This is a genomic window from Agreia bicolorata (assembly GCF_000938265.1).
Classification (GTDB): domain Bacteria; phylum Actinomycetota; class Actinomycetes; order Actinomycetales; family Microbacteriaceae; genus Agreia; species Agreia bicolorata.
Genome location: NZ_JYFC01000006.1, coordinates 231824 through 256472, shown reverse-complemented (window position 1 = coordinate 256472; position 24649 = coordinate 231824). Strand labels below are relative to the sequence as shown.

Genomic DNA, 24649 nt, shown 5'->3' with positions numbered 1-24649 from the left:
CGACACCGAACTCTGGTAGTAATGAGGAATGCATAAGCACAACGGGGTGCCTCAATTTGCCACATCGGGGGAAGGCAGCAAATGAAGCTCTCTGTAATCGGCTGCGGCTATCTGGGCGCGGTCCACGCCGCGTCGATGGCCGAGCTCGGTCATGACGTGATCGGCATCGACATCGACCAGGCCAAGATCGACGCGCTGGCCGCGGGCAAGGCCCCGTTCTTCGAGCCCGGGCTGCCCGAGATTCTCACCTCGGCCACCGCCACAGGGCGACTGCGCTTCTCGACCGACCTGGCTGATGCCGCCGGCTCGCAGGTGCACTTCATCGCCGTGGGAACGCCGCAGAAGAAGGGCAGCTACGCCGCTGACCTCACCTACGTGAACGCCGCTCTCGAGGGGCTGCTGCCCTATCTTTCGGATGGCGACCTGGTGGTCGGCAAGTCGACGGTGCCCGTCGGCACCGCGGCCGATCTCGCGGCCAAGGTGGCGGCATCCGGCACCGGCGCTATGCTGGCCTGGAACCCCGAGTTTTTGCGCGAGGGCTTCGCGGTGCAAGACACCATCTCTCCCGACCGTCTCGTCTACGGGCTGCCGCCCGAGCCGGCCCAGGCCGAGGCATCCAAGGCCTTGCTCGACGGCGTCTACGAGTCGGCGCTCGGCAAGGACACCCCGCTGGTGGTCACCGACTACGCCACCGCCGAACTCGTGAAGGTCTCGGCCAACGCTTTTCTCGCAACGAAGATCTCGTTCATCAACGCGATGGCCGAGATCGCGGAGGTCACCGGCGCCGACGTCACACAGTTGTCGACGGCGATCGGCCTCGACGACCGCATCGGCTGGAAATTCTTGAAGGCCGGCGTGGGCTTCGGCGGTGGATGTCTGCCAAAAGACATCCGCGCATTCACGGCCCGCGCAGAGGAGCTGGGCCGAGGCGAGAGCGTGGCGTTTCTCAAAGAGGTCGACGCCATCAACCTGCGTCGACGTCAGCGCGTGGTCGACCTCGCGGTCGAGGCGCTCGGCGGCACGGTCAACGGCAAGAAGATCGCCGTTCTGGGCCTGGCATTCAAGCCGCACTCCGACGACATTCGCGACAGCCCGGCGCTCGATGTGGCCGTGCAGCTGAAGGGCCGCGGCGCCAACGTGGTGGCCACCGATCCCGAGGCGATCCACACGGCCAGCCGAGTGCATCCGCAGCTTACGTACGAGGCCGACCCGGCCGCGGCGCTTCAGGATGCCGACCTGGTCGTGCTGGTGACGGAGTGGGATGAGTTCCGTCACATGGACCCGGCCTGGGCGCTGCCGCTGGTGAAGACCCCGACGATCATCGACGGCCGCAACACCCTAGACGCGGCCGCCTGGCGCGCCGCCGGCTGGACCTACATAGGCCTGGGCCGCCCGTAGCGCTCCCGTTCCCTGAGCCTGCCGTTCCCTGAGCTTGTCGAAGGGCACGCCGGTCGAGTAACCAAAAGCCGCCCGCGGCCGACCCGTATCGAGATCACCCCAATACACGACGTTCCGTAGTTAACCGAGAATTGCTCGATAACCCCAGCACCACCCCCTAGGCTCCCCTTCATGGAACCTTCAGCCGCGGCAGCCACCATCGCCCTCGTTCTAGTGGCATGGCTCGCCCTGGCCCTGATCGTGGCCCTCTTTCTCGGCGCCATGATGCGACGCCGCGACGCCCAGCCGGAGCTGCGGCAAGAACCAAACCCTCAGACGCCGAGCCACATAGACTCGCGCCAACCCGCCGACGTCTGATTTAAAAGGCTCAAGGCCCCGAGCAGAGCCCGGGGCCTTGATATCGAAGTTCCTTTTGGAGGAAGGTTCCTCGCTGAAAAGAACTGCTGTGTTAGACGGCCTTCTTGTTGCGGCGAACCACATTGAGAACGAAGACCAGTGCAAGGCCGAGGATGAGAGCGCCGCTGGCGCCCCAGACGATGAGCATCGGAGTCTCGAGACCGGTGTTCGGCAGGTTGCCGTTGGCGTTGGAACCCGACCCGCTTCCCGAGCCGGAATCAGCGGGGACAACGACGAGGGTATAGGTGGCGATATTTGTGGCGCTCGACACGGTGATCGTGTAGCTGCCCACCTGGGTTGAATTCGCCGTGTAGCTGACGGTTCCCGCCGGACCGGCGGGCTTGCTTGCCGAAGAAACGACCTTCAAGGTGGCGAGGGTGACCGCGTCGGGTGCGGAGGCTATGGTTGCTTCGCCAGGCTGAAATCCGCCGAACGAGAGAGCCACGGGCTGGCCTGCCACGATCACGGTCGAGCCGTTGTTGTCACCTCCGGTCCCGTAGTCGGCCGCCTGAGCCGCCGTCGGAACCGCGAAAAGTGCGAGTGCAGCGAGCAAGCCAGCTGCGAAGATTTTTTTGAACACGAAAACTACCCCCAATAGTTTGATTTGATTTGTGCCGCCATCGGCAAGGCCCAGATGGGCACTACCCCAGAGTAGGGGATGGCTCTACTTTAGAACAGCCCCGCACTCTACAACGAGGGGCAATGTTTCGATTGCGTAAACAAGTGGCGTGTGTTGTACCGTAACCGGCCGTGTGGATGGTAGGTCACCCAGAAACTGAAAATCGAGAACAGTCGACTCACCTGGCGCGAGCTCGACCTCGACCTTGCTCACGCCATAGCCGTCGTCACTGCCGCCTTGATTCTCGATGCGGGCGCCGTCACGCGCTACGCCGAGATTGTAGAGACCAGGCGCACCATATGCTGCCACGTTGGTGCGAATGTTCCCTGGCGGAATTCCAAATAGCCCACCGCCGGTGACATACGAGGGCAACGAGGTTGCCGCATCTACCGGTGCATTATTGGTGAGCGTCACCTGAACTGAGTTGGTCGGCAAGCCGTCATTGCGGCAGACCTTCTGCCCGGCCGAGATCGAAACCTCAAGGTACGGATCCATCTTTGCGGTGGTGCTGTCGTTCAGATAGACGCCGAAGTTCTGCTTGGAGTCGTCGCTCACGGGCAGGCCCCCGGCCAGCGTCGTATCCGCGAGGATCGCCTGATCTTCGTCGTGCGCGCTCCAGAGCAGAATACGGTTCTCTTCCCCAGACTTCGCGAGCGCCGAGATCAGCTCCTGCGGCTCGAGGTCACCCGCGGCGATCTTCTGGAACACCGCGGCCGCCGCGGAGGCGAAGAAAGCGTCCTGCTCGGCTGGGTTGGCATAGCGGGCATAGACGTCTTCGAGCAGCAGCTTCACGGCGTTGTCGCTGGTGAGTTCATCGCCCGTCGGCAGGGTGACCGGGCCGGTGGCCGTGAGCAGGTACGACAGGGCGACAGGGTCGAGCGAGATCACCCCATCGACCTGAACCCCATGTTTCTGGTTCCACATCTCGCGGGCAATCTGCCCCGACAGAGCAAAATTAGGCGTGAAGTTGACATCTTGCATGTACTGCGCCGTATTGTCGCCATACAAGGCGCGAGTCTCTTGAGGCAGCTCAATCACGGGAGCCGGGAACTTCGGAAAGCTACTGGCCGACGCCTGCTGGGTCAGCGACATCGAGCCATCGTTCGTCTGCACCATAGCCATCGCGCCGGGTATTCCGCCGGTCGACCGTAGTTCCGCGTTGTTCTGGAACAGCACCAGATAGTTGCGCGGCCCATCGGCTCCGAGCATGGCCGGCATGAGCTGCGACGATTTGTTCAGAATGGTCAGACTCGACGACGCCTCGAGGAGGCTGTCGAGCAATTTCTGCCTGGCATCGACGAGAGGCAGCAACGTGCCCTCGGCTTCGATGCCTCGCACACGCGCAATAGCATCATTCACCGAGATCGAGGCATCAGCCAGCGCCGGCTGGGCGTCCCGCAGAGGCTGTAGATCAACGCGCCCATCGACGGGTTTGAAGTCGGAAAGTCCAATCGATCCGGCCAGAGAGGTCAACGGCCCAATGCCGAAACGTGACACGTCATTGACGGTCGCCGAGAGTTCTCGCATAACGGTCAGGTTCGGACCTACCCAGGGAATGACTTCGGCAGTCCGCCAGATTGGATCATCGGTCAGCGCCGCAGCCTCTTTCGCATGAGACGAGAGGCCAGTCGCCGACTCCACCGCACCGACGGCATCGCCACTAGACACCTGAGATTTGAGTTGCGACGCCAAGGGCAGAGCCGCCTCCAACTCACTCTTTGCCATGTACGCCCTCACACCAACCCACAGAAGCGCCCCGACGGTCAGCAAGAGAATCAAACAGATGCCAGCGAGGAGGGTCCGACGCAGGGTCGATCGCCGATCGCTATTGCGAGACTCGCCTCTTCGAGAAGCCCGTTCTATCACTCGATTATTCATACGTATGGACATCTCGAATGAACATGATTCACTTTCAACTCAGGAGATCCTCGCAAGTAATGGGCGGGTACGCATCGTCCGTGAGGACACTACTTGACACACCTGAGGTGGACATACGAAGGCGAGAGCGCTGTCTCGCCAACGGCCAGTGAGAGACACAGTCTCGACGCGTCTTCTAACCATGAAAGGTCGTTCACCGAAGCCACCCGTCGACATCAGGTTACGCATGCGTAATCCGCCACGGTCCGAGCGGGAGGGTGCTTCTCAGAATTCGCACGACCGCGACTGCTTCGACGACGCAAACAACGGCCTCCGCTGAAGCACCTGCAAGCGCAGCGCCGGCCGCCCCTGATGAATGAGCCAAAATCAGGATCAGGGGGACGCCTACCGCCGCGCCGAGAGTCGTTGCGACGGCAATGAGATTCGTCTTTCCTAGCGGGGCCAATACGTGATAGCTGAAGGAGATGGAGAGCGCAGTAAAAACGAGCGACGCACCGCAGAACAACGCAGTCATCTGGCTGACATGAATGTCCGGCCCGAAAAGCAGGTTATCGACGACGGGAAGCCCCAAAAAGACCACGGCGCCGGCAGCGACGCCAACGGCACCGAGGATCGAAATGCTCAACATCATTCGCCTTCGTGCGCGCAACCAGTCCCGTTCTTCGGATACCCACCCCTGGAGAGCATTGCCCACAGACATCGTTCCCTGTTTGGCCATGGCCCGAATCCGGTCGGCGGCCGCGAACGAGGCGACGGCCGGATAGTTAACACCTGCGACCAGCGATACAGAAACACTCGTGTAGCCACTGGAGATCAATCCGGAAAGCACTAGCAAGGTCTGCCTTCGCACAAATCTCAAGCTTGCTCGGAGATCATCCATCAAGGACTGTCCGCGCGAAACGATCGAAATACTTGACCAAAGCACCGATGCGCAGCAAAGAAGAATGAGACACACCGGATACGTCATGACCGATGGAAAGAGTAGCAACGCTGGTATTGCGATCACAGCAGCCGCGAGCCGGGGCAATGTATCAAACGCTGCTATGAGTGAGGGACGTCCGATACCTATGTAGTACCAAGTTGGCGCAAGTCCACCGAGTGCCATGGCGATCGCCATCAGACCGGCCCCAGGGGGACCGGTCGCTGGATCTAGGGTCTCAGATACCGCAAAACCTATTGGGACGAAAACGCATGCCGCGATGCCTCGAACGATCAAGCTAATGCGGTAAATATCCCCTCGTCCACGTTCCCCAGACCTTGCTACAAGGCTTGGCCCCGCCACACCCCACCCGTAATTCACAAGCAGCGCAACTGCCATCCCAATCGACTGACCAATAGCGATCGATGACCATCCTGTTGGCCCCACAGTCCGCGTTAGGGCAGGCAATACCACGATGGGAGAGATCGCGGAGACTATTGGAAGCGCCGAAAACGCTAGAAGTCTCCGCCATGGGACGTTCATACCCGCCGTTCAGGCAGAGAACGGCTTGCCATCGGACCAGTCCGATTTCTAATCGCATCTGCGATACCTTGACCAATAGCTCGAAGACGCGAGGCTCGGCCTGCCTCGAACACGATTGCAAGCAGGGTGTCTTTGACGTGGTTGGGGACCGAGTGCCGTAGCCACTCCCAGTCGCTCCGACCAAACTCTGCGTAAAGTAGCAGCCGGTTTCTCATCATGTAATACCTACGGAAGTCCGCATGGTTGCTGGACTGAGGTGACTTTCCAAAGATGACGAATCTCCGACCGAAGAAATAGACGGGTGACGTAGCCCCAACAGTGTGGCGTAACTCTAGATTCGGCACCCACACGACCGCCGCACCGTGACGGCGGAGCCGCAGGCAATACTCAGTATCGACGCAGTCGATCACAAAATCTTCGCGAAACTCACCGACCTCATTGACTGTGTCCATCTCGTACAGGCACCCCGACTGCATGACGTCTATCCCAACAATCACACCGTCATGGGTCCTTCGGGGCCGACGATCATACCCATTCATCCTGCCCGCGGTCACTAACCCGACATTCACGCCGGATCTACGAAGACTCAGAATGGCCGACACTAGCGTTTCAACATACCGGTCAGGAATCTCGGTGTCTTGGTCCAAGGTGAGCACGTACTTCGCGCGTTGGGCTCTCGCCGCTCTGATCCCGGCGTTCAGGGATCTCGCAATACCGCCGTTCACCGCAAATCGAATGATCTGAGCGCCCAGCTCCTCACATTCGCTCAAGACTTTCGCGCCGTTGGTGCTCGCGTCATCGACTATGACAACACTGTCGACCTGACTAATAATCTGACGAACATTGTCAAGCAACCCGTCATCTGGATTGAACGTTGCGACGACGGCCACGACACCGATCGGACGCTCACTCATAGCATCACACCATTCCCCGACCCATAAACAGACAAGACCATATAGACCTCCGCCCTCGAAGTGCATGTATCAGTTCGGAGAGCGTCCCCGAGGCGCCACAGTTGACGCTCCATACTCAATTCACCGCTTTCCAGCGATCGAGTATCTTTGCCCCCGGAACACCACAGCTCTACCTGAACGTCTGAACGAAGCGTACCCCGCTAATGTCACGATGGATCGTCATATACAACGAACAAGCTACGGCGGGTCCGTCGCGTGCCCCGCCTGGACGTGGTGTCAGGCGATCTTGATCTTCGTCGTTACGCGAAATGGGCTGCAGCCCGATAATCTAAACATCTCGCGCCTTGTGCGCAGTTGGACTGGGGGGTCAAACATAAATGCTCGATCTATCAACGAATCTGATCGGATGAATTCCTATCGATCTGAGCACGGTCCGGATCGCAAGTCCGTGGCCATTATTGGAACGCGTGGGTATCCGAGCTACTACGGCGGTTTCGAAACGGCCGTTCGTAGACTTGCGCCGTACCTGGCGGCTCGAGGATGGGACGTCACGGTCTACGGTCGCCGCGGAACGTCGAAGTCCGGTGACCCTGACGATAACCGGATTAGGTCAGTAGTGACGTGGGGACTCGAATCCAAATCACTTAGCACGCTGACATACGGTTTCTCAGCAACAGCACACGCCGCGGCGACCAGGCCACAGGTCGCTCTCGTCATGAATGTTGCCAACGGTTATTTTCTACCGCTTCTTCGGCTGCGTTCAATCCCAACTCTCGTGAACGTCGACGGTGTCGAATGGAAACGGGAAAAATGGGGTCGAATAGCCAAAGCTATGTTTCTTGGCGGAGCAAAAGCAACAGCACGCCATGCCACTCGCCTAGTTCACGATTCGGTACACATTGGCGATATGTGGGCTAAGGACTTTCAGCGAGATGGCGCATTTATCCCATATGGCGGTGACGTCCCCGACGACTTGCCGGTGCCCCCTGGACTCGCGCACGGGAAGTTTGTCCTCTTTGTGGCGCGATTTGTTCCAGAGAACACTTTTTGGGAGTTTCTCCAAGCCGCAAAGCATATCTCTGAGGACTACAAGGTAGTAATAGTGGGCTCTTCGGGATATGGCGGCGAGCTAGACAATGCGGCAAGACGCTTGGCGAGCGACTCGCCTAATGTCACTTGGATGGGCCATGTGAGTGACGACTCGTTACTTCATTCCTTGTGGCAGCACGCTGGCGTCTATTTTCACGGTCATAGCGTGGGGGGCACAAATCCCGCCCTCGTGCAGGCGATGGCTTGTGGCGCGCCGACAGTCGCACGCGACACGGTCTTCAACCGTGAGGTGCTAGGAGAGTATGGGGTCTTTGTGGATCCCGACGCGAAGAACATCGCAAACGCAATCCGTCAAGTCATGCAGTCCCAGCAGCAGCAATCTGAAATGAGGATCCAAATCCAGGCGCGAGCGCGCGAGCACTACGCGTGGGAAGCGGTATGCGCGTCATACGAGAACGAACTAAAAGTTCTATTGGCGAAGCCGCAATGAAGGTTATCTTCGACGGTTATTGGTGGTTTGGCGGACCGCCTAGCGGCCGACTGGTCGTAAGAGAACTTGTAGCCGCTTGGATCGAGTCTTTTCCTGACGACGAGGTTTGGCTCGCGTGCCGACGGTCAGACGTACAGCCTTTGCAAGCCGCTTTGCCGAATCTCAACCTCTTGCCTTTGGATTTGCCGATTCATGCACTTGCGGCTGCCTTCGAAGTGCCTTGGAAGGCACGAGGCATGGGAGCACAGATCCTTACGCAGAACTTTGCTCCGCTGGCACGAAATGGCGCAGTTTTCATTCATGATGCGATTTTTAAGGAACATCCTGAGTGGTTTAGCATGCGCGAGCGCCTCTATCTCAGCTTTATCGGCCTCCTACTTCAACTAACGAACTCGACGGTGCTTACATCCTCAAAGACAGAAGCTAGGCGTATCAAGCGATTCCTCCGGGCCAAGGAGATCAGTGCTGTCGGGCTCGCCGTCGCATCATCTCTGAGCACGGCAGTTTCGACACCACCACGGGGGGCGCCGAAATCGCGGGATTTCTTCCTCTCCGTAGGACGCCTAAATGTACGTAAGAATCTGGCCACGGTAGTTTGCGCATCCGCAGCCTCAGAAACAGTTACTGAAGACACGCCTCTCGTCGTAGTCGGGGAGCCCAATGGGTTGCCCGACGATGGTCCCGCCATCGCTCGACAGCTAGTGAACGAGAAAGCGCTTTGCTTCCTGGGCCGAGTCTCTGACGGAGAGCTCCGATGGCTGTATGAAAATGCGCGAGCGCTGATTTATCTCTCGCTCGATGAGGGCTACGGCTTACCTCCAATCGAGGCTAGTGCATTCGGCACGGTACGAATATTGAGCGATATCCCCATTTTGCGGGAAGTAAATGGTGATGGCCCCATCTATACAGATCCGCTTGATGTGGAAGCTCTAGCAGAAGTGATCCGTGATGTGCCCGAGAAGCTCAAGCAAATGCGCGTCCACCAAACCGCTATTCAAACCTCATGGGCGGACGTCGCGGTGAAGGTCCGACAGGTGCTCGGGAATCAGAAGGGAATCCACACTTCATGATTGGGCGCCTCGTGGGCAAAATTTATCAGCGAGTTCGTGGACACGATTTGGGAGATCTCCCCACGTCCGTCGCCTTACACATGGTTCTCACACGAATACCATCAGTCGCGCGAGGAGTCGTGTTTGACGCAAAGTCCCTCAGAGCTACTCACCGAAAGTTCTTAGGTCGAAACGTGACTATCCACAACCGACGGAGCCTAAGCGCGGGACCCGACCTTGTAATTGGCGAACACTCGTTCTTTCAATGCTACGGAGGTGACGGGATCAGGATCGGAGATCGGGTAACAATCGGCGCATTCTCCATCTTGATGGCATCAGTCGTACTGCGGGAACCCGGCGTGGGAATATCCATCGGCAACCAGACCTCAATCGGAGTCCGTGCGACCATCTGGGGCCAGGGCGGTGTCTCAATTGGAGACAATTGCTTACTGGGCCCCGACGTATTCATTGTGAGCGAAAATCACATATACGAAAGACGCGACGTTCCTATCGCCCAACAAGGCGGGAAACGGCTAGCCGTCGTCGTCGGCAACGACTGCTGGCTGGGGGCAGGCGTGAAAGTAATGCCCGGAGTGACTATCGGATCCGGTTCGGTGGTCGGCGCTGGTTCTGTGGTGACTCGGTCCTTGCCGGAATTCTCCGTCGCGGTCGGTTCCCCCGCTAAGGTGATCGGCCTACGAGGATGACGGCCAAATCGACCATCGCAGTCGCAGTAGTCACATACAACAGCGAACATGTGATTGCCAACTGCTTGGAGCGTCTTGGAAATCCTCTCGACACGGAGATAGTCGTGCTGGACAACGCATCGACCGACAACACTATCGATTTAGTTCAAGACTCATTCCCTAGCGTCCGGATCATAGAGAGTTCCGAGAACTTGGGCTTTGCTAAAGCCGTGAATATTGTCGCGTCAAGCGTAAATAGCGATCAGATTTTACTTCTGAACCCGGATGCTCTTCTTGATGGCGAGACACTTAGAGACTTAAGTCGTCACCTCTCGGAGGACTCTGAAGCCGTTGCGTATGCTCCTCTTGTACGGGACCCGGAATCCGAATTTTTTACCATAGGCGCCGGGCTTAGGCCGTCTATCTGGCGCATGTTCCTGCACGCATCAGGGCTATCCCGGCTGAGTGGACGGTTTCCGCTCCTCCGCGGGCACTACTTCTTCAACCACGACCTGGTGGGATCCAGGACGTCTGTCGACTGGGCCTCGGGCGGCTGTCTACTGATCAAAATGGACGCGTGGAAGCGAGTGGGGGGATTGAGCGAGCGTTGGTTCATGTATGCGGAGGACGTCGATCTATGTCTTCGGCTGCGGGCAGAAGGCAACCTGATCAAAGTCGACAAGACGTTGACCGCACTTCACCAGGTAGGTGGTAGCAGCACGAACGTGGACGGCCGCGTGGGGACTGTTTGGATCGTCAACTTGTTCGACCTCTATAAGAGCTCTATCTCTCGAGGCCTGCTGCACTCGGGGACATGGAAATTGATTGTCGTAGGAGGCTTCGCAGGCCGCTCGGCTGTTTACGCGTCGCTCTCCCGGCTACCCGGCACAAAGATGCAGTCACGCCGCATCAACTCTCTACGATTCCGCCTGTATGCAACTGCACTATGGAGAGAATCGATTCGGTTAGAGAAGCGGGAGGAGACACGTGGCTGAGTATTCAAACTGCGCACGCTATTACCCAGTTGCCCGGGTTGCGCATCTTGAGCGGCTATCCGAGATGAGCGCGGCAGACTTCTACTATTCGATAACCCGGGAAGACTGGGACGAGCGGCTCGCGCTTTCTATGCCGCAAGTGCACCGAGTTACTCTGCTCGGATTCCTCAGGCGAATATGGTCGAATGACTATCGACGCCTAGAAGTTCCTGAACCCCTAGCAATTGGAGCAACAACAAAGGTCTTGATGATCTCATTGGTCATCGGAGCCAAGCACCTATTGAGACCCGCAAGGCCAACCTCCACCCTCGTGTCTTACGCAATTGAAAATCTGGACCAGGTCGAGAAAGTGCAATCCAGGTTTCGGCTACCTTCGGTATTCGTGCGAACTGTTCTTCGCCTCATGGTGCACCCGATACTTCGCCAGACCTCCCAAATTGCCTTTGGGACCGATGGTGCGCGCGCGAACTATGCTTCTGTTCTCGGTCCAGACTGGGAACAAAGATACCGACAGCTGAAAGTCACAACATACCTTGCGCTTCCAACCGCTCTTCCAACCACGACCCCAAAGAAGCAGAACAAGGTCATGTTCTTGGGAGCATTTGATGAGCGAAAAGACGTTCTTTCCGTTCTCGAGGCTTGGTCTTTCGTCTCACACAAAGCTCCCGAACTAAGACTCTCAGTCCTTGGGCACGGTGAACTAGAGGCAACCGTGCGCACTCGGACGCAGGAACTTGATTTCGTAGATCTGCGAGTTAACCCCACCCGACCCGAGATCAGAGCGGCGCTCGAATCGGCGCACGTTGTCGTCCTGCCTTCTCGACGAACGCCAAAATGGCGCGAGCAAGTCGGTCTACCCATCGTTGAGGCACTAGCTGCGGGATGTGAGATCGTGACCACCCGCGAAACAGGCCTGGCAACGTGGCTTGAGGATCACGGACATGTCGTCCTGGACTCCGATTGCGGCGCCCAGGACATCGCGCGAGGTATCGTTTCCGCTTCTAAGACGGATCGATCTGCAGAAGATATTCAGTCGACTCTTCCAAATATGGATGGACGCATCCTCGCGGATAGATGGCTTATGCCTCGAGCACAAGACCTGGGGCCAACGAATTAATGGTTGCGTACGTATTGGTAGCGACGGCGGTCGTGGTCTTGCTTCCATACTTACTAAGTCGGTGGAGAATAAGTTGGTTTCTTTACGTGCTCTGCATGATCTCGAATGGGATCGGATTCAACGTTGCTGGAGCTGTTGTTCGTCCTGAACATCTCGGCATTGTGTTCTTGTTGGCCGCAGTAGTAGGACAGCGTCGAGAGACCCCAGAGGTTCGACGTCACCGCATCTCACCATGGATCTGGGTTTCGTTGTCGTCGTGGCTGCTGTTCGCCGGCATCGCGAGTATATTTCGCTCCCCCCAGCCTGTCTCAAGCCTCTATATAGTCGTTTGGACGGCGGCGAGCATATTCGCTCTCATGGTCACCTTGAGGTACATGGAGAAGAGGGAAGAACTAGTCACAGTGGGAACCTACGCCATCGGTCTTGTGAGCGCCCTTTCTCTGCTTGCCTGGGCGGCAAATCAAACTCTCGGTCTTCATTTTCCTCTCACCATCTCAGATACAGGTGATGCATTTGTCCGCATCGTGGGGCTTTCCTTCGAGCCAAATATCATGGGAGCCATCTGTTGTCTCTGGTTTGCGCTGGTGCTCTACTGGCGCGAGCGCTTGACTCGGAGGGTTCTCGTCATCTCTATTGTTATCGCCATGGCCGGCGTGCTCACGATGACACGTGCCACTTGGTTTTCGCTCGGGATCATCCTGCTTCTCACCCTCCTGCGTCGCAGGAAGCCAGTCACCCAAAATATCGTCGGGGTTTTTCTGATTTCCTTGACCGTAATTCTGTCAATGGGCAGTGGCGGGCCGACATGGTTGCTTCCGCTGCTCGATCGAGCATCGTCAATCTTTACTCTCGATTCGGGCACAGCTGCGTTCAGGATCACCTCGTGGCGCTTAGCCTTCTCGGATATCCAAAGCAACGATTCGATTCTCACCGGATTGGGATCAAACAGTTTCTCACAGCGACACGGCGATCTCGTCAGCACAGCCCGGATTGACTATTTATCAAATGCGTGGATAGCTCAGTTATACGACTCAGGGCTGATAGGGCTCACACTGTTGCTTGTCGGGCTTTTCGCTCTCTGGCGCCGGACATCGACGCCAATTGAAAGTCTGGGGTTTTTCTTGGGACTTGGTGCAACCTCTGCTCTCACCAGTTCTATTTGGTTTGCATTTCCATGGGTTTTTATGGCGCTGTTCGATTCTGGCGAGAATCCCAAGTCGAACTCGTTGAGGCAGATATACGAGAAGAAACGGCCTCTAAGCATCCGTCTTTGATCCCGCACAGGCCGTCTCCGGTTTGTCATCGTCCGATGAGACGGTCGCTGCGTGCACCTATCTGCCCTGAATGCCTAGAAGGCTCCGTCCCGGGCCAATACGGCTCTGGCTGTCCGCAACAAAATGTTCAGGTCCCCAGTAATGGACCAATTCTCGACGTAGTAGAGGTCCAGGCGCACCGTATCTGCCCACGACAAATTCGATCGTCCACTCACCTGCCACAGCCCTGTTATGCCAGGCTTTACCAGGAACCGACGGTGAACGTGGGCGTCGTAGTGATCGACCTCCCGCTCCAGGGGTGGCCTCGGACCGACAAGTGACATGCTTCCGCCAAGCACATTAAAAAGTTGCGGAAGTTCGTCAAGGCTGAACCGACGCAGGAGCCTTCCGATAGGCGTAATTCTCGGATCGTTCGACATCTTGAACAACACAGAATTACCCTTGTCTCGATGCTGGAGCTTCAGCTGCTCCAGCATTTCTTCAGCGTTCGTGACCATCGAGCGAAACTTAAGCATTTCGAAATGCTTGCCATCGATGCCGATCCTCTCCTGTCTAAAAAGAACCGGGCCGGACGACGTCAGCCGCACACCGATGGCCACGAGGGCCAGAAGCGGCGACAGACAAGCGATCAGTAGTGAGGACACGACAAGGTCGAAAGCCCGTTTCGTGAACTGTTTTGCACCCGAGTACCTCGGGGTCTCCACATGGATAAGAGGAAGTCCTGCAACGGGACGAGTATGAATTCGAGGGCCGCCAATGTCAGTGAGGCTTGGCGCGACGACTAAGTGCTGACGACCGGGCTCGAGCGACCAACTGATCTCACGGATCTTCTCGGCCGAAAGTTCTTCGCTACTGGTGATCACAACGGTATCTGCCCCGCTCTGGCCCATCGCCTCCTGCAGACGGTCAATACTCACAAACACGGGCACCCCGGTGTCGCCGAGATAGCCAGCCACTGTGCCATTAGGGATACATGCCCCTACTACGTGATAACCAGCCGTCGGAAGGCGCGCCAATTCACTCGCGAGATACATCGTCGATGCCTCGGAACCCACGAGAAGGACACGCGAAGAGTACTCACCGTTCTGGCGCTGCACTCCGAGCCATTGTCTCCAGATCCATCGCGACATCAGCAAAATGATGACCCCGAGCGGAAATGCCAGGAGAATGTATCCGCGGGCAAAGTCGATCTTGAACAGGAAAGCCACGATCGCCACGAGTCCGAACAGGCGGACACTCGCATCTGCGATGAGTCGATATTCCTGAGCACCCGTGCCGAGCACTCTGTAACTGCGAGTCCCGAAGATTCCGAGCATCAGCATCCACGCGACGATCAAGGTCAGCGAAGTAAAGCTGTAGCTTAGAGCCACGTCGCTCAAACTTCCACTGAACGTCACTTCCGACGTCGTAAGCCCGAACCAAGCGATCTGCACCCCTACGATCACCCAGATGAGTACGAGCAGATCAGTGAGCATGAGGCCGTACGCGTAACGCTGGCGCCAATCGCGCCCGACCTTGTGCGTCGGTTGCTTGGTTCCGGCTTCGACCTGGTGCTCAATCATCGTTCCCCCCGTTGCTGCTGAGCGGAGCGACTCTGATCCTGGACGATCCTATCGTTTTGTGACAGTTCATCACGTCTTGTTTTTGACCCAGAAGAGGTCACACTGATGATTGCCTCGGCCACGTGACTAATTGATTGCGAGATGAGCGAGCCAACCTCGTCGTAGACGCCTTGCCCCCGACGATAGGGGTCGACAATATCGTCGTCCGTCGGTACGACTGCCGCCGTCGAGAATCCACGCACAGCGCCAACGTCACGAACAAAGGCATCGAGCGCGGGAACACTCGCTTCGCGGCGTGAGGCCCATGCCTCGGGTTCAAGCTCTCGATACGTGCCGATCAGTCGATCCAGCTCGCGCAACGTGAACGTCTTGCGAGACGCCCTCGGCATCATCGACACGACTTCGGCGCGATGCACCCTACTCATCACCACAACGAGATTTGCCCGCTTGACGAGAGCCGGGGTCAATTCAGAGGCCTGGTGTTGCGATGGGTCGCCACCGTACCGATGTGACAGCGCGGCTGCCTGTTCGGTCATGGCCTGACCAGGCAAAGCATAAGTGCCGGCACTCGAGGTCGAAATCAAGGCCGAGCGAGACACCGTCCGGGAACGTAGGAGCTGCTCTGCCAAGGGCGAACGACAGATATTGCCCGTGCACACGAAAAGAACAACGAATTCGTCACCGGACTCTGACTGAACCAATACCTATCTCCCCCCGAAGATGACAGTGCGCGGTTGGCCTAATACTGGACCACGATCACGATGTGGCAGCGGGAACAGATGTATCCCCATAGCCATATCCGTAGCCGTATCCATAGCGCCCGTAGCCATAGGCATCCGGGCCCTTTGTCGGGAGCATCGTAAGCACGACCCCCGAGATCGGCGCATCTACGTTGCCCAGCGCAGTGAAGGCGCCCTTGAGCTGGTTCTTGTGGGTCCTGCCAGCGGCACACACGACGATTGTTCCTCCGACCGTTCGCGCCAAGATCGCAGCGTCTGTGACGGGCAAAAGAGGCGCGGCGTCGAAGAGCACCACATCGAAGGCGCGGTTGAACTCTCCGATTAGATTCACAAGCGCGTCGGAGCCCAAGAGCTCGCTCGGGTTCGGCGGAATCTTGCCGGCAGGCAACACGAACAGATCGCCCTTGCCCCAGGGTTGAATGACGTCTTCAGGCTCGGCCCGGCCGATCAGCAGGTCGGTCAGGCCGACCGCACCCTCAAGCCCCAGGTACTCATGAACCTTCGGCCGACGAAGATCGCCGTCGACGAGCAACACTCGAGCGCCTGCGTCGGAGAGCGCAATTGCCAGGTTCGCCGCGGTCGTGCTCTTGCCCTCGCTCTGGATGGATGACGTGATAACAAAGGAGCGGTTCTCGCGACCGACATCGAGAAATTGCAGATTAGTACGCAACGTGCGGAACGACTCGGCGCGAGGACTCCGAGGGTCGTCGTGCACAATGAGCGGGCGTTCGGAGGCTTTGGGGTCGAACACAATTCCACCGAGAATCGGTACGTCGGTGATGAGCTCGACGTCACGCTCGTTGCGAATTCGGTTATCGAGCGTCTCGCGAAGCACAGCTAGGCCTATGCCCAAAGCGAGACCAACCAACCCGCCCAGTGCGATGTTCAGCGGAATGTTCGGGCTCACGGGCTTCTGGGGCACTTCGGCGTGCTGCACGAGGGTGAGCTTGACGGGCGACACATTTGCAGCGTCACTCGTCGACGTCTCGATATTCTCCACTGCGAGCGTCAGGCTTTCAGAAACCGAAGTGGCAATCTGCGCAGACAGAGTCGGGTCCACATTGGTGACGGAAATCTCGATCAACGTGGTATCAAGAGGAGCAGACGCCGTGATCATTTTAGCTAGATCACTGCTGCTCACATCGAGGCCCAGCTCAGTGATTACAGGCAGCAGCACAATCGGCGTCGTCGCCAAATCAGCGTATGTCTTGACCCTCTGCTGCGTAAAAGTGTTTCCCTGCTGAAGGTCCGACGCTGTCGTGCCACCCGATGTCGAGACGAAGACCTTGGCCGAGGAACTGTACTTCGGAGTCTGGAGAATCGAATAGCCGGCAGCTGCGCCAATGCCGACGAAAAGCAGCACCGCGATGAGCACCCAACTCTTGCGCAGGATGCGGATGTAATCGCGAAGTTCCACTTCAGCGGCCTTCCCCTCAAGGTCGTCAAGCCTGGTGGCCAAAAAGGCCCCACCGTCATCGTGCCATAGTTCGATGGGAGCCTCGCTTCGAACGCGTTACAGAGATGTAACGCGGAGCCGCTGAAGCTATCGGCGCATTGCTCAGTTCTGGATGCCGCGACCGCGTCGCGCTTGACCCGCACCCGGCTGCGTCTGTTCGACACTGCCGTCTAGTGCCGGACGCTTCATGTCGAGAATGGAGAACTGCCGCGTACGGAAGCGCCACTTGACCTCAGCGGAGGTCGATCCCTGGCGAAGAAGGTCTTCGACCGTCTGCCACGTGATGATGGGAGTGCCCTCCGCGGCGGCCCACCCCGTGTTCGCGTTATAGACCCGCATCACCTTCGGTCGCGCCTTGTCGTTGCCGAACAGGCGAATGACCCGAGCCGGAATCTCATCCATCATGCTGCTTCCCCATTGCATCACTCAGTGAATCGGAGCATGCCAATGCGATCCGCCGAACCATGCGCGACAATGACGTCAAGCCTGGTACCGGCCGACAACGCTGCCCCCGCTCATGAGGATATCGCCGCGCCGCCGAACGCGCCTTACGATTCATACACCCAATTAGGGGGCGACTCGTATCGAATCAGGTCTTCGGTCGCGACGCCGCAGCCGGAGCGCAGGCTTCTCCACCCCGAGCCAGCTGAGCCAGGCCAGGGGAATCGTTGCAGCGACCGACGCGATCGCAAAGAGCCAGACGGGAAGCATGGCTCCCCCGAGCACCAGAATCAGCAGCTGCTGCGTCGGAAAGCCGTAGATATACATGCCGTATGAGATGTCGTTGCGGCGACCGACCCCGGTCAGTGGCAGGCGGCTACCGGCGTAGAGCACCCCGTATGCCATCGCCACGGCGGCGAGCGGTTTGAAGAGACCGAGTGTGGCGAGCAGAAGCGCGAGCACAATTGCGACGGCGACGAGAAGGCCAGACGATGGCACTCGAGTTCGATAGATGTAGAGCAGAGCCCCAGCGCAGAAGAAGCTGCCCAGGCTCGCCAAGTTTTCTAAGATGGGCAAAATCATGAAGCCCGGCCAGAGATGGAACGACATCGAGAGTGCCGTGCACACGGCGAGCAGCGCGACTAGGGCGACACCGAGCATCCGGCGCGGAACGAGCGACACCAGCACACCCACGATGAGGTAGCAGATCGCTTCGTAGAACAGGGTCCACAAGGGCACATTCCAGACGAACGGAAAGGCGTTGTTGATCAGCGTGTGCTCAACGGTGACCTGCCGCAGGTACAAGCCGGCGTTCGAGAGTACATAAAGCCCCGCGCTGCCCCAGTCGACCTTGCTCGATGGGTCGATGAGTGCCGACAGGGGCGCAAGCACGAACGCGACAACCACGAGCGCAACGATGAACGCCGGGTAGATTCGCAAGAACCTGCGCCAGAGATACGAGCGCAGCGTCGATGCGCGAAGTCGGCTCGACGTGACGAGATAGCCCGAGATTGCAAAGAAACCGGCAACTGCTACGAGCCCCGGGTCTGTACCGCCGACCATGGGAGGAAGCCCCAGCCCGTTGACCAGCCAAGAATGGCTGACGATGACGCTCGCAGCGAGAAGCAGCCGAATCGCGTTGAGACTGTTTCGGGCTGGGTCGAAGACGTCGTCTATCGTCTTCATACCCGCCCGTCAATTAGTCAGTGGTGGCCTAGGCGCTGATCGGCATGGCGAAACTCGCCAGAGCTTCTGCTGGCGACCCATATGGGCCGGACCAGGCGTGCCGCGTGTGCAGATCAGCACTCTTAGCGTGCCACCCGTCTGTCATCAAGTACACCGTCGCCACGCGAACGGGCTGACCTGCCCCGACCTTGCGTGCGATGACAGCGACCTTCTCGCCCTCGGATTCGAGGTACACCTCACCCATATTCACCCCCCAGTTGTTGATGTCCACCGTAGTGGGCGTGCGTTACGGGCGCATTATTTTGTTACGACTAATTGTGGAAGCTGACTGACCACGGCCTGCGCCAGCGCCTGCGACCCCGCAGCATTGGGCAAAACTCCGTCGGCGGAGAACGTGGGTGACCACGAACCGTTGGAGGCTGCCACCGGCGAATAGAGATCGAGAACACCGAAGCCTGCTGCCGCTGCGTCGGTCTGCAACAGACCGTTGAGCTCGACAGTCTCGGCCCCGTTCTCATTCGACGGCGAGACCAGAGTCACAATCGGAGTACCCCCCTTGGCAGCGACTGCCTGCCACAAGCCTTGTACCTCCGTGGCCACCGCGGCCGGCGCAGTACCTACATCGAGATCGCCCGCTCCCGCGTGCACAACGACGAAACCGCTCAGGCTCGGCACCGCCGCGACACGAGCCTCGAGCTCAGAGACCGTGAGCGCAGAATCAACCGTTGCGGTCGGCGCGAAATCTCCGCCCGCGACGACTCCCGGCACCAGTGATGCAGCCACCGACGACGCCCACCACGAGTCGGCCGCAGCACTCGGCTGGTCGGTGAGAAGCGAAACACTGATCGGCGCCTCGGGTGTTGGCGTCGGAGTGGGGGTTTCCGCGGGCAGATCAAAGACGGTGGATGCCGGGCGCGACGTTGGCGACAGATTGATTCCTGGTCTCAGCGAGAACCCCGAAAGTGCGAGAGCAGCGAGGGCGATAGCGGCAACCGCGATCAATCCAAGCGCGACATAGTCGGCCCCGCGACCGAATAGACGTCGGCCCGGTCGTGATCGGCTGGGTTTTGCGGCCATAGTGTCCCCCACGAGATGAAGTTCCAGCCTACTTTGCTCTGCGCTGTGGGCGACCTGAGTATTGCGGCGCGCATCCGCTACGTTGGCAGAGTGACAGCGCCTCGGGGGAATGCGCCGCAGCGGCGGTGGGGAATCGTTGAGTCGGTATTTGGCCTCGCCTTTGCACTGATTCTGATGACTGCGCTGATCACGTGGCTGCGCTCGGCCACGTTCTACGACGGCCACGTTGTGCTTCTGCTGAGTTACGCCGTCGTGTGGGTTCCGTTTCTCGCCGCGGTCACTGTCGCGTGCTTCGTTCGCGGGACTCGCTCGTTGCCTCGAGATCTCGGATTGCGGATCACGCTTCTCGACGTCTTTCTCGGAGTGGGCGCGGGTCTCCTCGCCCGCGCAGCGGCAGGCATCATCGAGATCGCAGTCACGGGCCACATGGTGGGTATGGGGGTGACCTTCGGCGACACGGTCTACGACGGATGGTGGCTCTTCGGCACCATCCTCGCCCCTGTTCTCATCGCTCCCCTTATAGAGGAACTGTTTTTTCGAGGATTGCTTCAGCGAGCGATGCTTCTCGCAAGCACGCCAAAGCTGGGCTCACGATCAGCAGCAGTGCTGTCGATTCTCGCAAGCGCCATACTCTTCGCCGCCCTGCACCTGACCCAGGCCGTGAACCCCACCGCCGCACTTGTGCTCGGACTCTCGACGTTCGTCCTCGGACTCGGAACCGCCCTGATCGCGGGCCTCACCGGTCGCATCGGCGGATCAGTTATCGCTCATGTGGTGTTCAACGGATCACTCGTGTTGTCTTCGCTGCTCTGATTGCGGAGCAGACCGCTCTTTTTTATGCCAGAGTCGTTGTATTCGTCGCCGGGGGCTTCAGGTATCGAATTCATCGCGATCGAGGGCCGGGGGGCTTGTGTCTCGAAAATCAGATTCATGGGGCCGAATGCCAACCGGCGCACGGGCGGCCATCTCAGCCACTCTGCTGGGAGCACTCCTCGTCGCGGGGCTCAGCGGCTGCGTTCGGTTCAACATCGTGGGGGACGTGAAAGCAGCCACTCCAGATCCGACTGCCCTGCCAAGCGCTCAGGCACCTTTGTGGAATCACGCGGCCGAGGTCTATGCGGAGTCGACCTGCCCGACGAACGCAGTGCGCGAGGAGCTCTACAACGCGCTGGCAACGAACGACGCGCTTCAGATCGCTCCTGTCGCCGCCCGGGGTTCACGAGAGTTCAATCTGGCTGCCGACAAGTTCCTGGCCGACCCGACCATATGGCCTACGGAGATCAGCGACGACATCCACCTTCTCGGCGAGACATCAGTGCAGCTCAGCGCGAGCTGGGGCAAGGTGTCGGAGGCGACAGATCTTGATGCGATGAACGCGATCATGTTTCCCGACGCCCAGAAGCCTTTCGAAGCCGCCAACCGCATTCGAGGCGCGTTCGAGCAGCACGTCGTCGAGATCCCTGCCTGTGGTGACCTTGCTCCGCAATAGTCACTGAGCTGGGTCTCCCTCTCAGCGCCCACTGCACACCCTGGTCGCCGTAGGTCACGATCAATCTCGCGATCGGCGCTCCCCCACGACGAGCCCGGCCCAGAATGCGGCTGCGATGAGACCGAGCGCGACGACCGTCAGCGCGTATATCGTCGGAGCTGCGATCAGGTGGGTGGAGTTAGGGTTGAACACCTCGCGCGACAGCGGCGCGTACGCAATCCAGGCAAACGACATGGGCTGGGCAGCGGAAACCACCGCGGCTACCGACCCCACAACAACAGCGACGATCGCGGCGACCAGCAGAATGCGCTTCACAGAGGCGAATGTCATGCCTCCACCGTACGGAATTCTCAGCGCGAGAGGGCCACGTACGCCAGGGTGAGGCTGATGCCGGCGACGGCAACGAGGCCGCCGAGCTTGAGCACGCCAGCCGGCGGCATGGGCAGCGAGAGCCGGGCAGCGCGGCGCCTCGGCGCGGCGAAGGGCGCGGGCACCTGAGCGATGGGCGCCTGGGCTGCCGCCTTGGCGTCCGAGCGCCTCATCGGCGCGGGGCTCGCGGCGGCAACATCCGGAATCTGGCGCCTCTGCGGCGGCGCCGTGTGGGCGACAGGAGCTGCGGCAGGAACGGGCGAGGGAGCAGCGGCAGCGGCAGCCACAGCGGCAGCAGCGGCCGGGGTCGCCGGCGCCGAACCAGCGTCGACCTGAGCCGACGCATCGGGATCGCCGAACTCCGCGAGCAGCGAGTCGAACGTGAACTCGCGCTCGGCAACAGTCATGTTGGCGTGGTCGCGGGCGGGCACAGGGGCAGTCATGGAATCCGAATGGTGTGAGAAATGAAAAGTAGAGGGCGCCCGTTTAGCTTAAACGGTCAACGAACGCCCTCTACTCATTCAAAGATAAGAATTTCTCAGCTCTTTGTCGAATCCGGTCAGGAAAGCTGCGTTACGCCTGAACGTCGCCGCGCCAGGCACCGTCGGGGTGCTCGGCCGACTCGATGTACTCCTTGAAGTTCTTCAGGTCTTTCTTCACCGCGTGACTGCCCACGCCCAGGGCAGATCCGAGCTTCTCGAGCAGGCCCTCGGGCTCCCAGTCGAGCTGAACGGTCACGCGCGTCTCGGTGTCGGCGAGCTTGTGAAAGGTCACGACGCCCGCGTGGTCGACCTCGCCGCCGGTGCTGTTCCAGGCGACCCGCTCATCGGGGTGCTGCTCGGTGATTTTCGCCTCGAAGGTGCGCTCGACTCCTGCGACGCTCACCTTCCACTCGGTGAGAGTGTCGGTCACCTGTTGAATGGAATCGACCTCGTCGAGAAACTTGGGAAACTCCTCGAACTGCGTCCACTGGTTGTAGGCAACATTCACCGGAACAGAAACGTCGACGGTCTCGATGATCTGGGGCATAAAAGTAACTCCTTGTATTGCGGCATCAGCTTGTCCGTGCGCTCACGACGTTACGTCGCCCCGCGCAACACGAGACCCCCCTTGACGCACGGCGCCTCCCGCACCAAACGGGTCACGCGGCCTACGCTGGCCCCATGACTGACGCCCCGATCTTCGGCGAGGCCCACGCGCCCGATCTGCATGTGATGACCTACAACATCCGGCGTCGTATGCGGCAGAACGCCCCGGGCAGCCCCGACCTCTGGGCGAAACGCCAGCCACTGCTGCGCCGGCTCATCGCTCGCGAGCGCCCCACCGTGCTCGCGACTCAAGAGGCCCTGCCCGATCAGGCGCTCTTCATCTCCGCCGTTCTCGGCCCGCACTACCGCCGCATCGGCTACGGCCGCAATGCCGACGGAACCGGCGAGGGATGCCCGCTCTTCTTCGACTCGCGTCGGCTACATCTCGAAAGCTGGCAGCAGATCGCCCTGTCAGACACACCGGATGTCGCGGGGTCGCGTTCCTGGGGAAACCTGATTCCGCGTGTGGCCGTCGTCGCCCGCTTCGTCGACGTGAAGACCCACGAACCGCTTCGCGTAGTGAGCACGCACTTCGACCACATCTCCAGGCGGGCTCGGCTGCGCTCGGCAGAGCAACTCGCGGCCCTGGCCACATCGAGCGCCGAGCCGATCATCGTGATGGGCGACATGAACACCGATGTCGGAACGGTTCCGTTCGAGGCGATCGCCGGCGATGCCGGGCCCCTGGTGGATGCCTGGACCGCGGCCGGCATGCGGCTCACCGCCCCGTGGGGCACGTTCTCGAACTACCGTGCACCCAAGACGGGCACCAAGCGCATCGACTGGATTCTCGTGAGCCGGGACCTCGAGGTGCGTGAGGCGGCCATCAATGCCTCGCGTTTCGACGGCGCAGCCGCATCCGATCATGAACCCGTGCAGGCGATGCTGCGGCGCTAAACAAAAAGAGGAGCGCCGGCTCTATTGGGGGTTGAACCGGCGCTCTCTCGATACAAAGCTATGGAGCATTGGAGTTCGATGCCATAACACTGAGCATCTTTCACCCCTCTTTTCACCCTCGGCGCGGGGGCCAGCCGAGGCGGTCTAGGCGCTCCTGGGCCTGCTTCGCCCGCTTCTTGGCCCGCACCTCGGCGCGCTCGGCCGCCTTCTTGTCGCGCTCCCCCACCTGAATGTCGTGATAGATGCCCGCCAGATCCGACTCCACGCCGCGCAGCTGCTCTTCGATCTCGGTGCGTTCCGCCTCGAGGTCGGCGCGCCGGCTCGCGAGCTCGTCGAGTGCACTCGCGAGGTCGCTCACCGAGTGATGCGCGGTGGTCACGTCGTCGAGCGCGCTCCATGCCGCGGCCTCCGCCGACTTGCGCTCCCGCTCGCTCACCTCGGGGTCGGCCGTGGATGCCCGTGGTCGCGCAGCCCGAGCGGCCCGCCCCACAGAGACTCCCTCGGGCGGCAGCGCGGCAGCACCGTCGAGCCGCACCGGCTCCCACCCCGTGACCGTCAGCCCGCGCAACAGAAGCCCGTCGCGCACCAGCGCGGCGGCATCCGGGTCTGTCATTGCCGCCTGCAGGGTCTGCGAGACCTCGATCATGGCCGAACCGCTGACGGTGACGCCTTTGGCATCGGCGAGTTCGCGTGCACGAGCGGATGCCCGAGACAGCAGCTTCTGCCGCTCGGCCCCGAGCGACCGCAGGGCGACCGGATCGCGGTTCTCCTGCGCGTCGCGGAGTCGCTCGCCGAGCTCGAGCAGCTCGCCGAAGAGCGCCACGTCTTCGCGCACGAGGGCGGTGACCGCCCAGGCCGAAGCCTGCGCCCGGGCCAAGCGTTTGATCGCCGTGGCATCCGATCGCTGCGACACCTCTCGGGCGGCCTGATTGCGGGCCGCCGTGAACTCGGCGGGCGGCAGCTCGTAGAGGGCTCTCGCCACCCGCCGCAGTTCGCTCGAGGTCATGCTTCTATGTT

26 protein-coding genes are annotated in these 24649 nt (G+C 59.8%); 11 read left to right on the top strand and 15 right to left on the bottom strand.

The genetic code is table 11. From position 1 onward, the window contains the following. Window positions 1–81 precede the first annotated feature (81 nt). Together TZ00_RS14420 and TZ00_RS14415 are read left to right on the top strand one after the other, a co-directional pair. Window positions 82–1398 (top strand): UDP-glucose dehydrogenase family protein, encoded by a 1317-nt coding sequence (locus TZ00_RS14420; RefSeq protein ID WP_044442674.1) that lies wholly within the window; start codon window positions 82–84, stop codon window positions 1396–1398. A gap of 171 nt (window positions 1399–1569) precedes the next feature. Then, window positions 1570–1755, top strand: coding sequence for a hypothetical protein (locus TZ00_RS14415; RefSeq protein WP_044442672.1), 186 nt, complete (start codon window positions 1570–1572; stop codon window positions 1753–1755). 91 nt (window positions 1756–1846) lie between these two features. On the opposite strand, the gene TZ00_RS14410 is transcribed toward TZ00_RS14415, so the two are convergent. From TZ00_RS14410 to TZ00_RS14395, 4 genes are all read right to left on the bottom strand, one after another. Continuing rightward, window positions 1847–2374: an LPXTG cell wall anchor domain-containing protein gene (locus TZ00_RS14410; RefSeq protein ID WP_152631223.1), complete on the bottom strand. Its 528-nt coding sequence runs from the start codon at window positions 2372–2374 to the stop codon at window positions 1847–1849. Between the two features lie 84 nt (window positions 2375–2458). Beyond that, complete coding sequence (locus TZ00_RS14405; RefSeq protein WP_161793784.1) at window positions 2459–4138, bottom strand: DUF4012 domain-containing protein; 1680 nt, start codon at window positions 4136–4138, stop codon at window positions 2459–2461. Window positions 4139–4511: 373 nt separating this feature from the next. Continuing rightward, on the bottom strand, window positions 4512–5753 hold the full coding sequence (locus TZ00_RS19995) for an oligosaccharide flippase family protein (RefSeq protein ID WP_084606145.1): 1242 nt from the start codon (window positions 5751–5753) through the stop codon (window positions 4512–4514). Beyond that, the gene (locus tag TZ00_RS14395) at window positions 5750–6667 is read right to left on the bottom strand and encodes a glycosyltransferase (RefSeq protein WP_044442666.1); all 918 of its coding nucleotides are present in this window, start codon (window positions 6665–6667) and stop codon (window positions 5750–5752) included. Before TZ00_RS14395 ends, TZ00_RS19995 begins: the two co-directional genes overlap by 4 nt. Before the next feature lie 64 nt (window positions 6668–6731). On the opposite strand from TZ00_RS14395, the gene TZ00_RS14390 reads away from it, so the two are divergent. The 6 genes from TZ00_RS14390 to TZ00_RS14375 all read left to right on the top strand — a co-directional run bounded on the left by TZ00_RS14390 (window position 6732) and on the right by TZ00_RS14375 (window position 13328). Further along, window positions 6732–8207 (top strand): glycosyltransferase, encoded by a 1476-nt coding sequence (locus TZ00_RS14390; protein ID WP_338010794.1) that lies wholly within the window; start codon window positions 6732–6734, stop codon window positions 8205–8207. A 236-nt stretch (window positions 8208–8443) separates the two neighbouring features. Continuing rightward, complete coding sequence (locus TZ00_RS19435; protein ID WP_238579699.1) at window positions 8444–9277, top strand: glycosyltransferase family 4 protein; 834 nt, start codon at window positions 8444–8446, stop codon at window positions 9275–9277. Beyond that, complete coding sequence (locus tag TZ00_RS20545) at window positions 9211–9963, top strand: DapH/DapD/GlmU-related protein (protein ID WP_084606139.1); 753 nt, start codon at window positions 9211–9213, stop codon at window positions 9961–9963. The genes TZ00_RS19435 and TZ00_RS20545 overlap by 67 nt, the downstream gene beginning before the upstream one ends. Continuing rightward, window positions 9960–10937 (top strand): glycosyltransferase family 2 protein, encoded by a 978-nt coding sequence (locus tag TZ00_RS14380; protein ID WP_044442664.1) that lies wholly within the window; start codon window positions 9960–9962, stop codon window positions 10935–10937. Before TZ00_RS20545 ends, TZ00_RS14380 begins: the two co-directional genes overlap by 4 nt. Then, window positions 10930–12054, top strand: coding sequence for a glycosyltransferase (locus TZ00_RS19425; protein ID WP_152631222.1), 1125 nt, complete (start codon window positions 10930–10932; stop codon window positions 12052–12054). Before TZ00_RS14380 ends, TZ00_RS19425 begins: the two co-directional genes overlap by 8 nt. A gap of 401 nt (window positions 12055–12455) precedes the next feature. Further along, entirely contained in the window at window positions 12456–13328 is an 873-nt protein-coding gene (locus TZ00_RS14375) for an O-antigen ligase family protein (protein ID WP_152631221.1), read from the top strand. Between the two features lie 74 nt (window positions 13329–13402). On the opposite strand, the gene TZ00_RS14370 is transcribed toward TZ00_RS14375, so the two are convergent. From TZ00_RS14370 to TZ00_RS14340, 7 genes are all read right to left on the bottom strand, one after another. Beyond that, window positions 13403–14890 carry a sugar transferase gene (locus TZ00_RS14370; protein WP_044442661.1) on the bottom strand — a complete coding sequence of 496 codons (1488 nt, stop codon included), beginning with the start codon at window positions 14888–14890 and terminating at the stop codon, window positions 13403–13405. Then, a complete protein-coding gene (locus tag TZ00_RS14365) occupies window positions 14887–15549 on the bottom strand; it encodes an arsenate reductase/protein-tyrosine-phosphatase family protein (protein ID WP_238579703.1) in 663 nt (220 codons plus the stop codon). Before TZ00_RS14365 ends, TZ00_RS14370 begins: the two co-directional genes overlap by 4 nt. A gap of 97 nt (window positions 15550–15646) precedes the next feature. Next, window positions 15647–17047 carry a tyrosine-protein kinase domain-containing protein gene (locus TZ00_RS14360; protein WP_044442659.1) on the bottom strand — a complete coding sequence of 467 codons (1401 nt, stop codon included), beginning with the start codon at window positions 17045–17047 and terminating at the stop codon, window positions 15647–15649. A 141-nt stretch (window positions 17048–17188) separates the two neighbouring features. Further along, window positions 17189–17491 (bottom strand): hypothetical protein, encoded by a 303-nt coding sequence (locus TZ00_RS14355; protein WP_152631220.1) that lies wholly within the window; start codon window positions 17489–17491, stop codon window positions 17189–17191. Window positions 17492–17653: 162 nt separating this feature from the next. Continuing rightward, entirely contained in the window at window positions 17654–18712 is a 1059-nt protein-coding gene (locus tag TZ00_RS14350) for an acyltransferase family protein (protein ID WP_044442656.1), read from the bottom strand. A 28-nt stretch (window positions 18713–18740) separates the two neighbouring features. Then, complete coding sequence (locus tag TZ00_RS14345; protein WP_044442654.1) at window positions 18741–18956, bottom strand: hypothetical protein; 216 nt, start codon at window positions 18954–18956, stop codon at window positions 18741–18743. 53 nt (window positions 18957–19009) lie between these two features. After that, a complete protein-coding gene (locus tag TZ00_RS14340) occupies window positions 19010–19789 on the bottom strand; it encodes an SGNH/GDSL hydrolase family protein (RefSeq protein WP_084606133.1) in 780 nt (259 codons plus the stop codon). A 174-nt stretch (window positions 19790–19963) separates the two neighbouring features. Between TZ00_RS14340 and TZ00_RS14335 the strand changes: the two genes are divergently transcribed. Continuing rightward, window positions 19964–20602, top strand: coding sequence for a CPBP family intramembrane glutamic endopeptidase (locus tag TZ00_RS14335; RefSeq protein WP_044442651.1), 639 nt, complete (start codon window positions 19964–19966; stop codon window positions 20600–20602). A 127-nt stretch (window positions 20603–20729) separates the two neighbouring features. Further along, window positions 20730–21278 carry a hypothetical protein gene (locus TZ00_RS14330; protein ID WP_044442650.1) on the top strand — a complete coding sequence of 183 codons (549 nt, stop codon included), beginning with the start codon at window positions 20730–20732 and terminating at the stop codon, window positions 21276–21278. A 60-nt stretch (window positions 21279–21338) separates the two neighbouring features. Here TZ00_RS14330 and TZ00_RS14325 read toward each other — a convergent pair whose 3' ends face one another. The 3 genes from TZ00_RS14325 to TZ00_RS14315 form a co-directional block, all read right to left on the bottom strand. After that, a complete protein-coding gene (locus TZ00_RS14325) occupies window positions 21339–21608 on the bottom strand; it encodes a hypothetical protein (RefSeq protein ID WP_044442649.1) in 270 nt (89 codons plus the stop codon). 20 nt (window positions 21609–21628) lie between these two features. Further along, on the bottom strand, window positions 21629–22090 hold the full coding sequence (locus TZ00_RS14320; protein ID WP_152631219.1) for a hypothetical protein: 462 nt from the start codon (window positions 22088–22090) through the stop codon (window positions 21629–21631). A 130-nt stretch (window positions 22091–22220) separates the two neighbouring features. Further along, the gene (locus tag TZ00_RS14315) at window positions 22221–22676 is read right to left on the bottom strand and encodes an SRPBCC family protein (RefSeq protein WP_044442646.1); all 456 of its coding nucleotides are present in this window, start codon (window positions 22674–22676) and stop codon (window positions 22221–22223) included. A 134-nt stretch (window positions 22677–22810) separates the two neighbouring features. On the opposite strand from TZ00_RS14315, the gene TZ00_RS14310 reads away from it, so the two are divergent. Beyond that, window positions 22811–23632: an endonuclease/exonuclease/phosphatase family protein gene (locus TZ00_RS14310; protein WP_044442645.1), complete on the top strand. Its 822-nt coding sequence runs from the start codon at window positions 22811–22813 to the stop codon at window positions 23630–23632. Between the two features lie 112 nt (window positions 23633–23744). Here TZ00_RS14310 and TZ00_RS19040 read toward each other — a convergent pair whose 3' ends face one another. Continuing rightward, window positions 23745–24638: a hypothetical protein gene (locus TZ00_RS19040; protein WP_052521604.1), complete on the bottom strand. Its 894-nt coding sequence runs from the start codon at window positions 24636–24638 to the stop codon at window positions 23745–23747. Between the last annotated feature and the right edge of the window lie 11 nt (window positions 24639–24649).

Bases quoted from the DNA above. Each gene is read 5' to 3' on its own strand.
- TZ00_RS14420 (WP_044442674.1), top strand. From the start codon at position 82: ATGAAGCTCTCTGTAATCGGCTGCGGCTATCTGGGCGCGGTCCACGCC.
- TZ00_RS14415 (WP_044442672.1), top strand. From the start codon at position 1,570: ATGGAACCTTCAGCCGCGGCAGCCACCATCGCCCTCGTTCTAGTGGCA.
- TZ00_RS14405 (WP_161793784.1), bottom strand. From the start codon at position 4,138: ATGGCAAAGAGTGAGTTGGAGGCGGCTCTGCCCTTGGCGTCGCAACTC.
- TZ00_RS19995 (WP_084606145.1), bottom strand. From the start codon at position 5,753: ATGAACGTCCCATGGCGGAGACTTCTAGCGTTTTCGGCGCTTCCAATA.
- TZ00_RS14395 (WP_044442666.1), bottom strand. From the start codon at position 6,667: ATGAGTGAGCGTCCGATCGGTGTCGTGGCCGTCGTCGCAACGTTCAAT.
- TZ00_RS14390 (WP_338010794.1), top strand. From the start codon at position 6,732: ATGTATCAGTTCGGAGAGCGTCCCCGAGGCGCCACAGTTGACGCTCCA.
- TZ00_RS19435 (WP_238579699.1), top strand. From the start codon at position 8,444: ATGGGAGCACAGATCCTTACGCAGAACTTTGCTCCGCTGGCACGAAAT.
- TZ00_RS20545 (WP_084606139.1), top strand. From the start codon at position 9,211: ATGGGCGGACGTCGCGGTGAAGGTCCGACAGGTGCTCGGGAATCAGAA.
- TZ00_RS14380 (WP_044442664.1), top strand. From the start codon at position 9,960: ATGACGGCCAAATCGACCATCGCAGTCGCAGTAGTCACATACAACAGC.
- TZ00_RS14370 (WP_044442661.1), bottom strand. From the start codon at position 14,890: ATGATTGAGCACCAGGTCGAAGCCGGAACCAAGCAACCGACGCACAAG.
- TZ00_RS14355 (WP_152631220.1), bottom strand. From the start codon at position 17,491: ATGATGGATGAGATTCCGGCTCGGGTCATTCGCCTGTTCGGCAACGAC.
- TZ00_RS14350 (WP_044442656.1), bottom strand. From the start codon at position 18,712: ATGAAGACGATAGACGACGTCTTCGACCCAGCCCGAAACAGTCTCAAC.
- TZ00_RS14345 (WP_044442654.1), bottom strand. From the start codon at position 18,956: ATGGGTGAGGTGTACCTCGAATCCGAGGGCGAGAAGGTCGCTGTCATC.
- TZ00_RS14340 (WP_084606133.1), bottom strand. From the start codon at position 19,789: ATGGCCGCAAAACCCAGCCGATCACGACCGGGCCGACGTCTATTCGGT.
- TZ00_RS14335 (WP_044442651.1), top strand. From the start codon at position 19,964: ATGACTGCGCTGATCACGTGGCTGCGCTCGGCCACGTTCTACGACGGC.
- TZ00_RS14330 (WP_044442650.1), top strand. From the start codon at position 20,730: ATGCCAACCGGCGCACGGGCGGCCATCTCAGCCACTCTGCTGGGAGCA.
- TZ00_RS14325 (WP_044442649.1), bottom strand. From the start codon at position 21,608: ATGACATTCGCCTCTGTGAAGCGCATTCTGCTGGTCGCCGCGATCGTC.
- TZ00_RS14320 (WP_152631219.1), bottom strand. From the start codon at position 22,090: ATGACTGCCCCTGTGCCCGCCCGCGACCACGCCAACATGACTGTTGCC.
- TZ00_RS14315 (WP_044442646.1), bottom strand. From the start codon at position 22,676: ATGCCCCAGATCATCGAGACCGTCGACGTTTCTGTTCCGGTGAATGTT.
- TZ00_RS14310 (WP_044442645.1), top strand. From the start codon at position 22,811: ATGACTGACGCCCCGATCTTCGGCGAGGCCCACGCGCCCGATCTGCAT.
- TZ00_RS19040 (WP_052521604.1), bottom strand. From the start codon at position 24,638: ATGACCTCGAGCGAACTGCGGCGGGTGGCGAGAGCCCTCTACGAGCTG.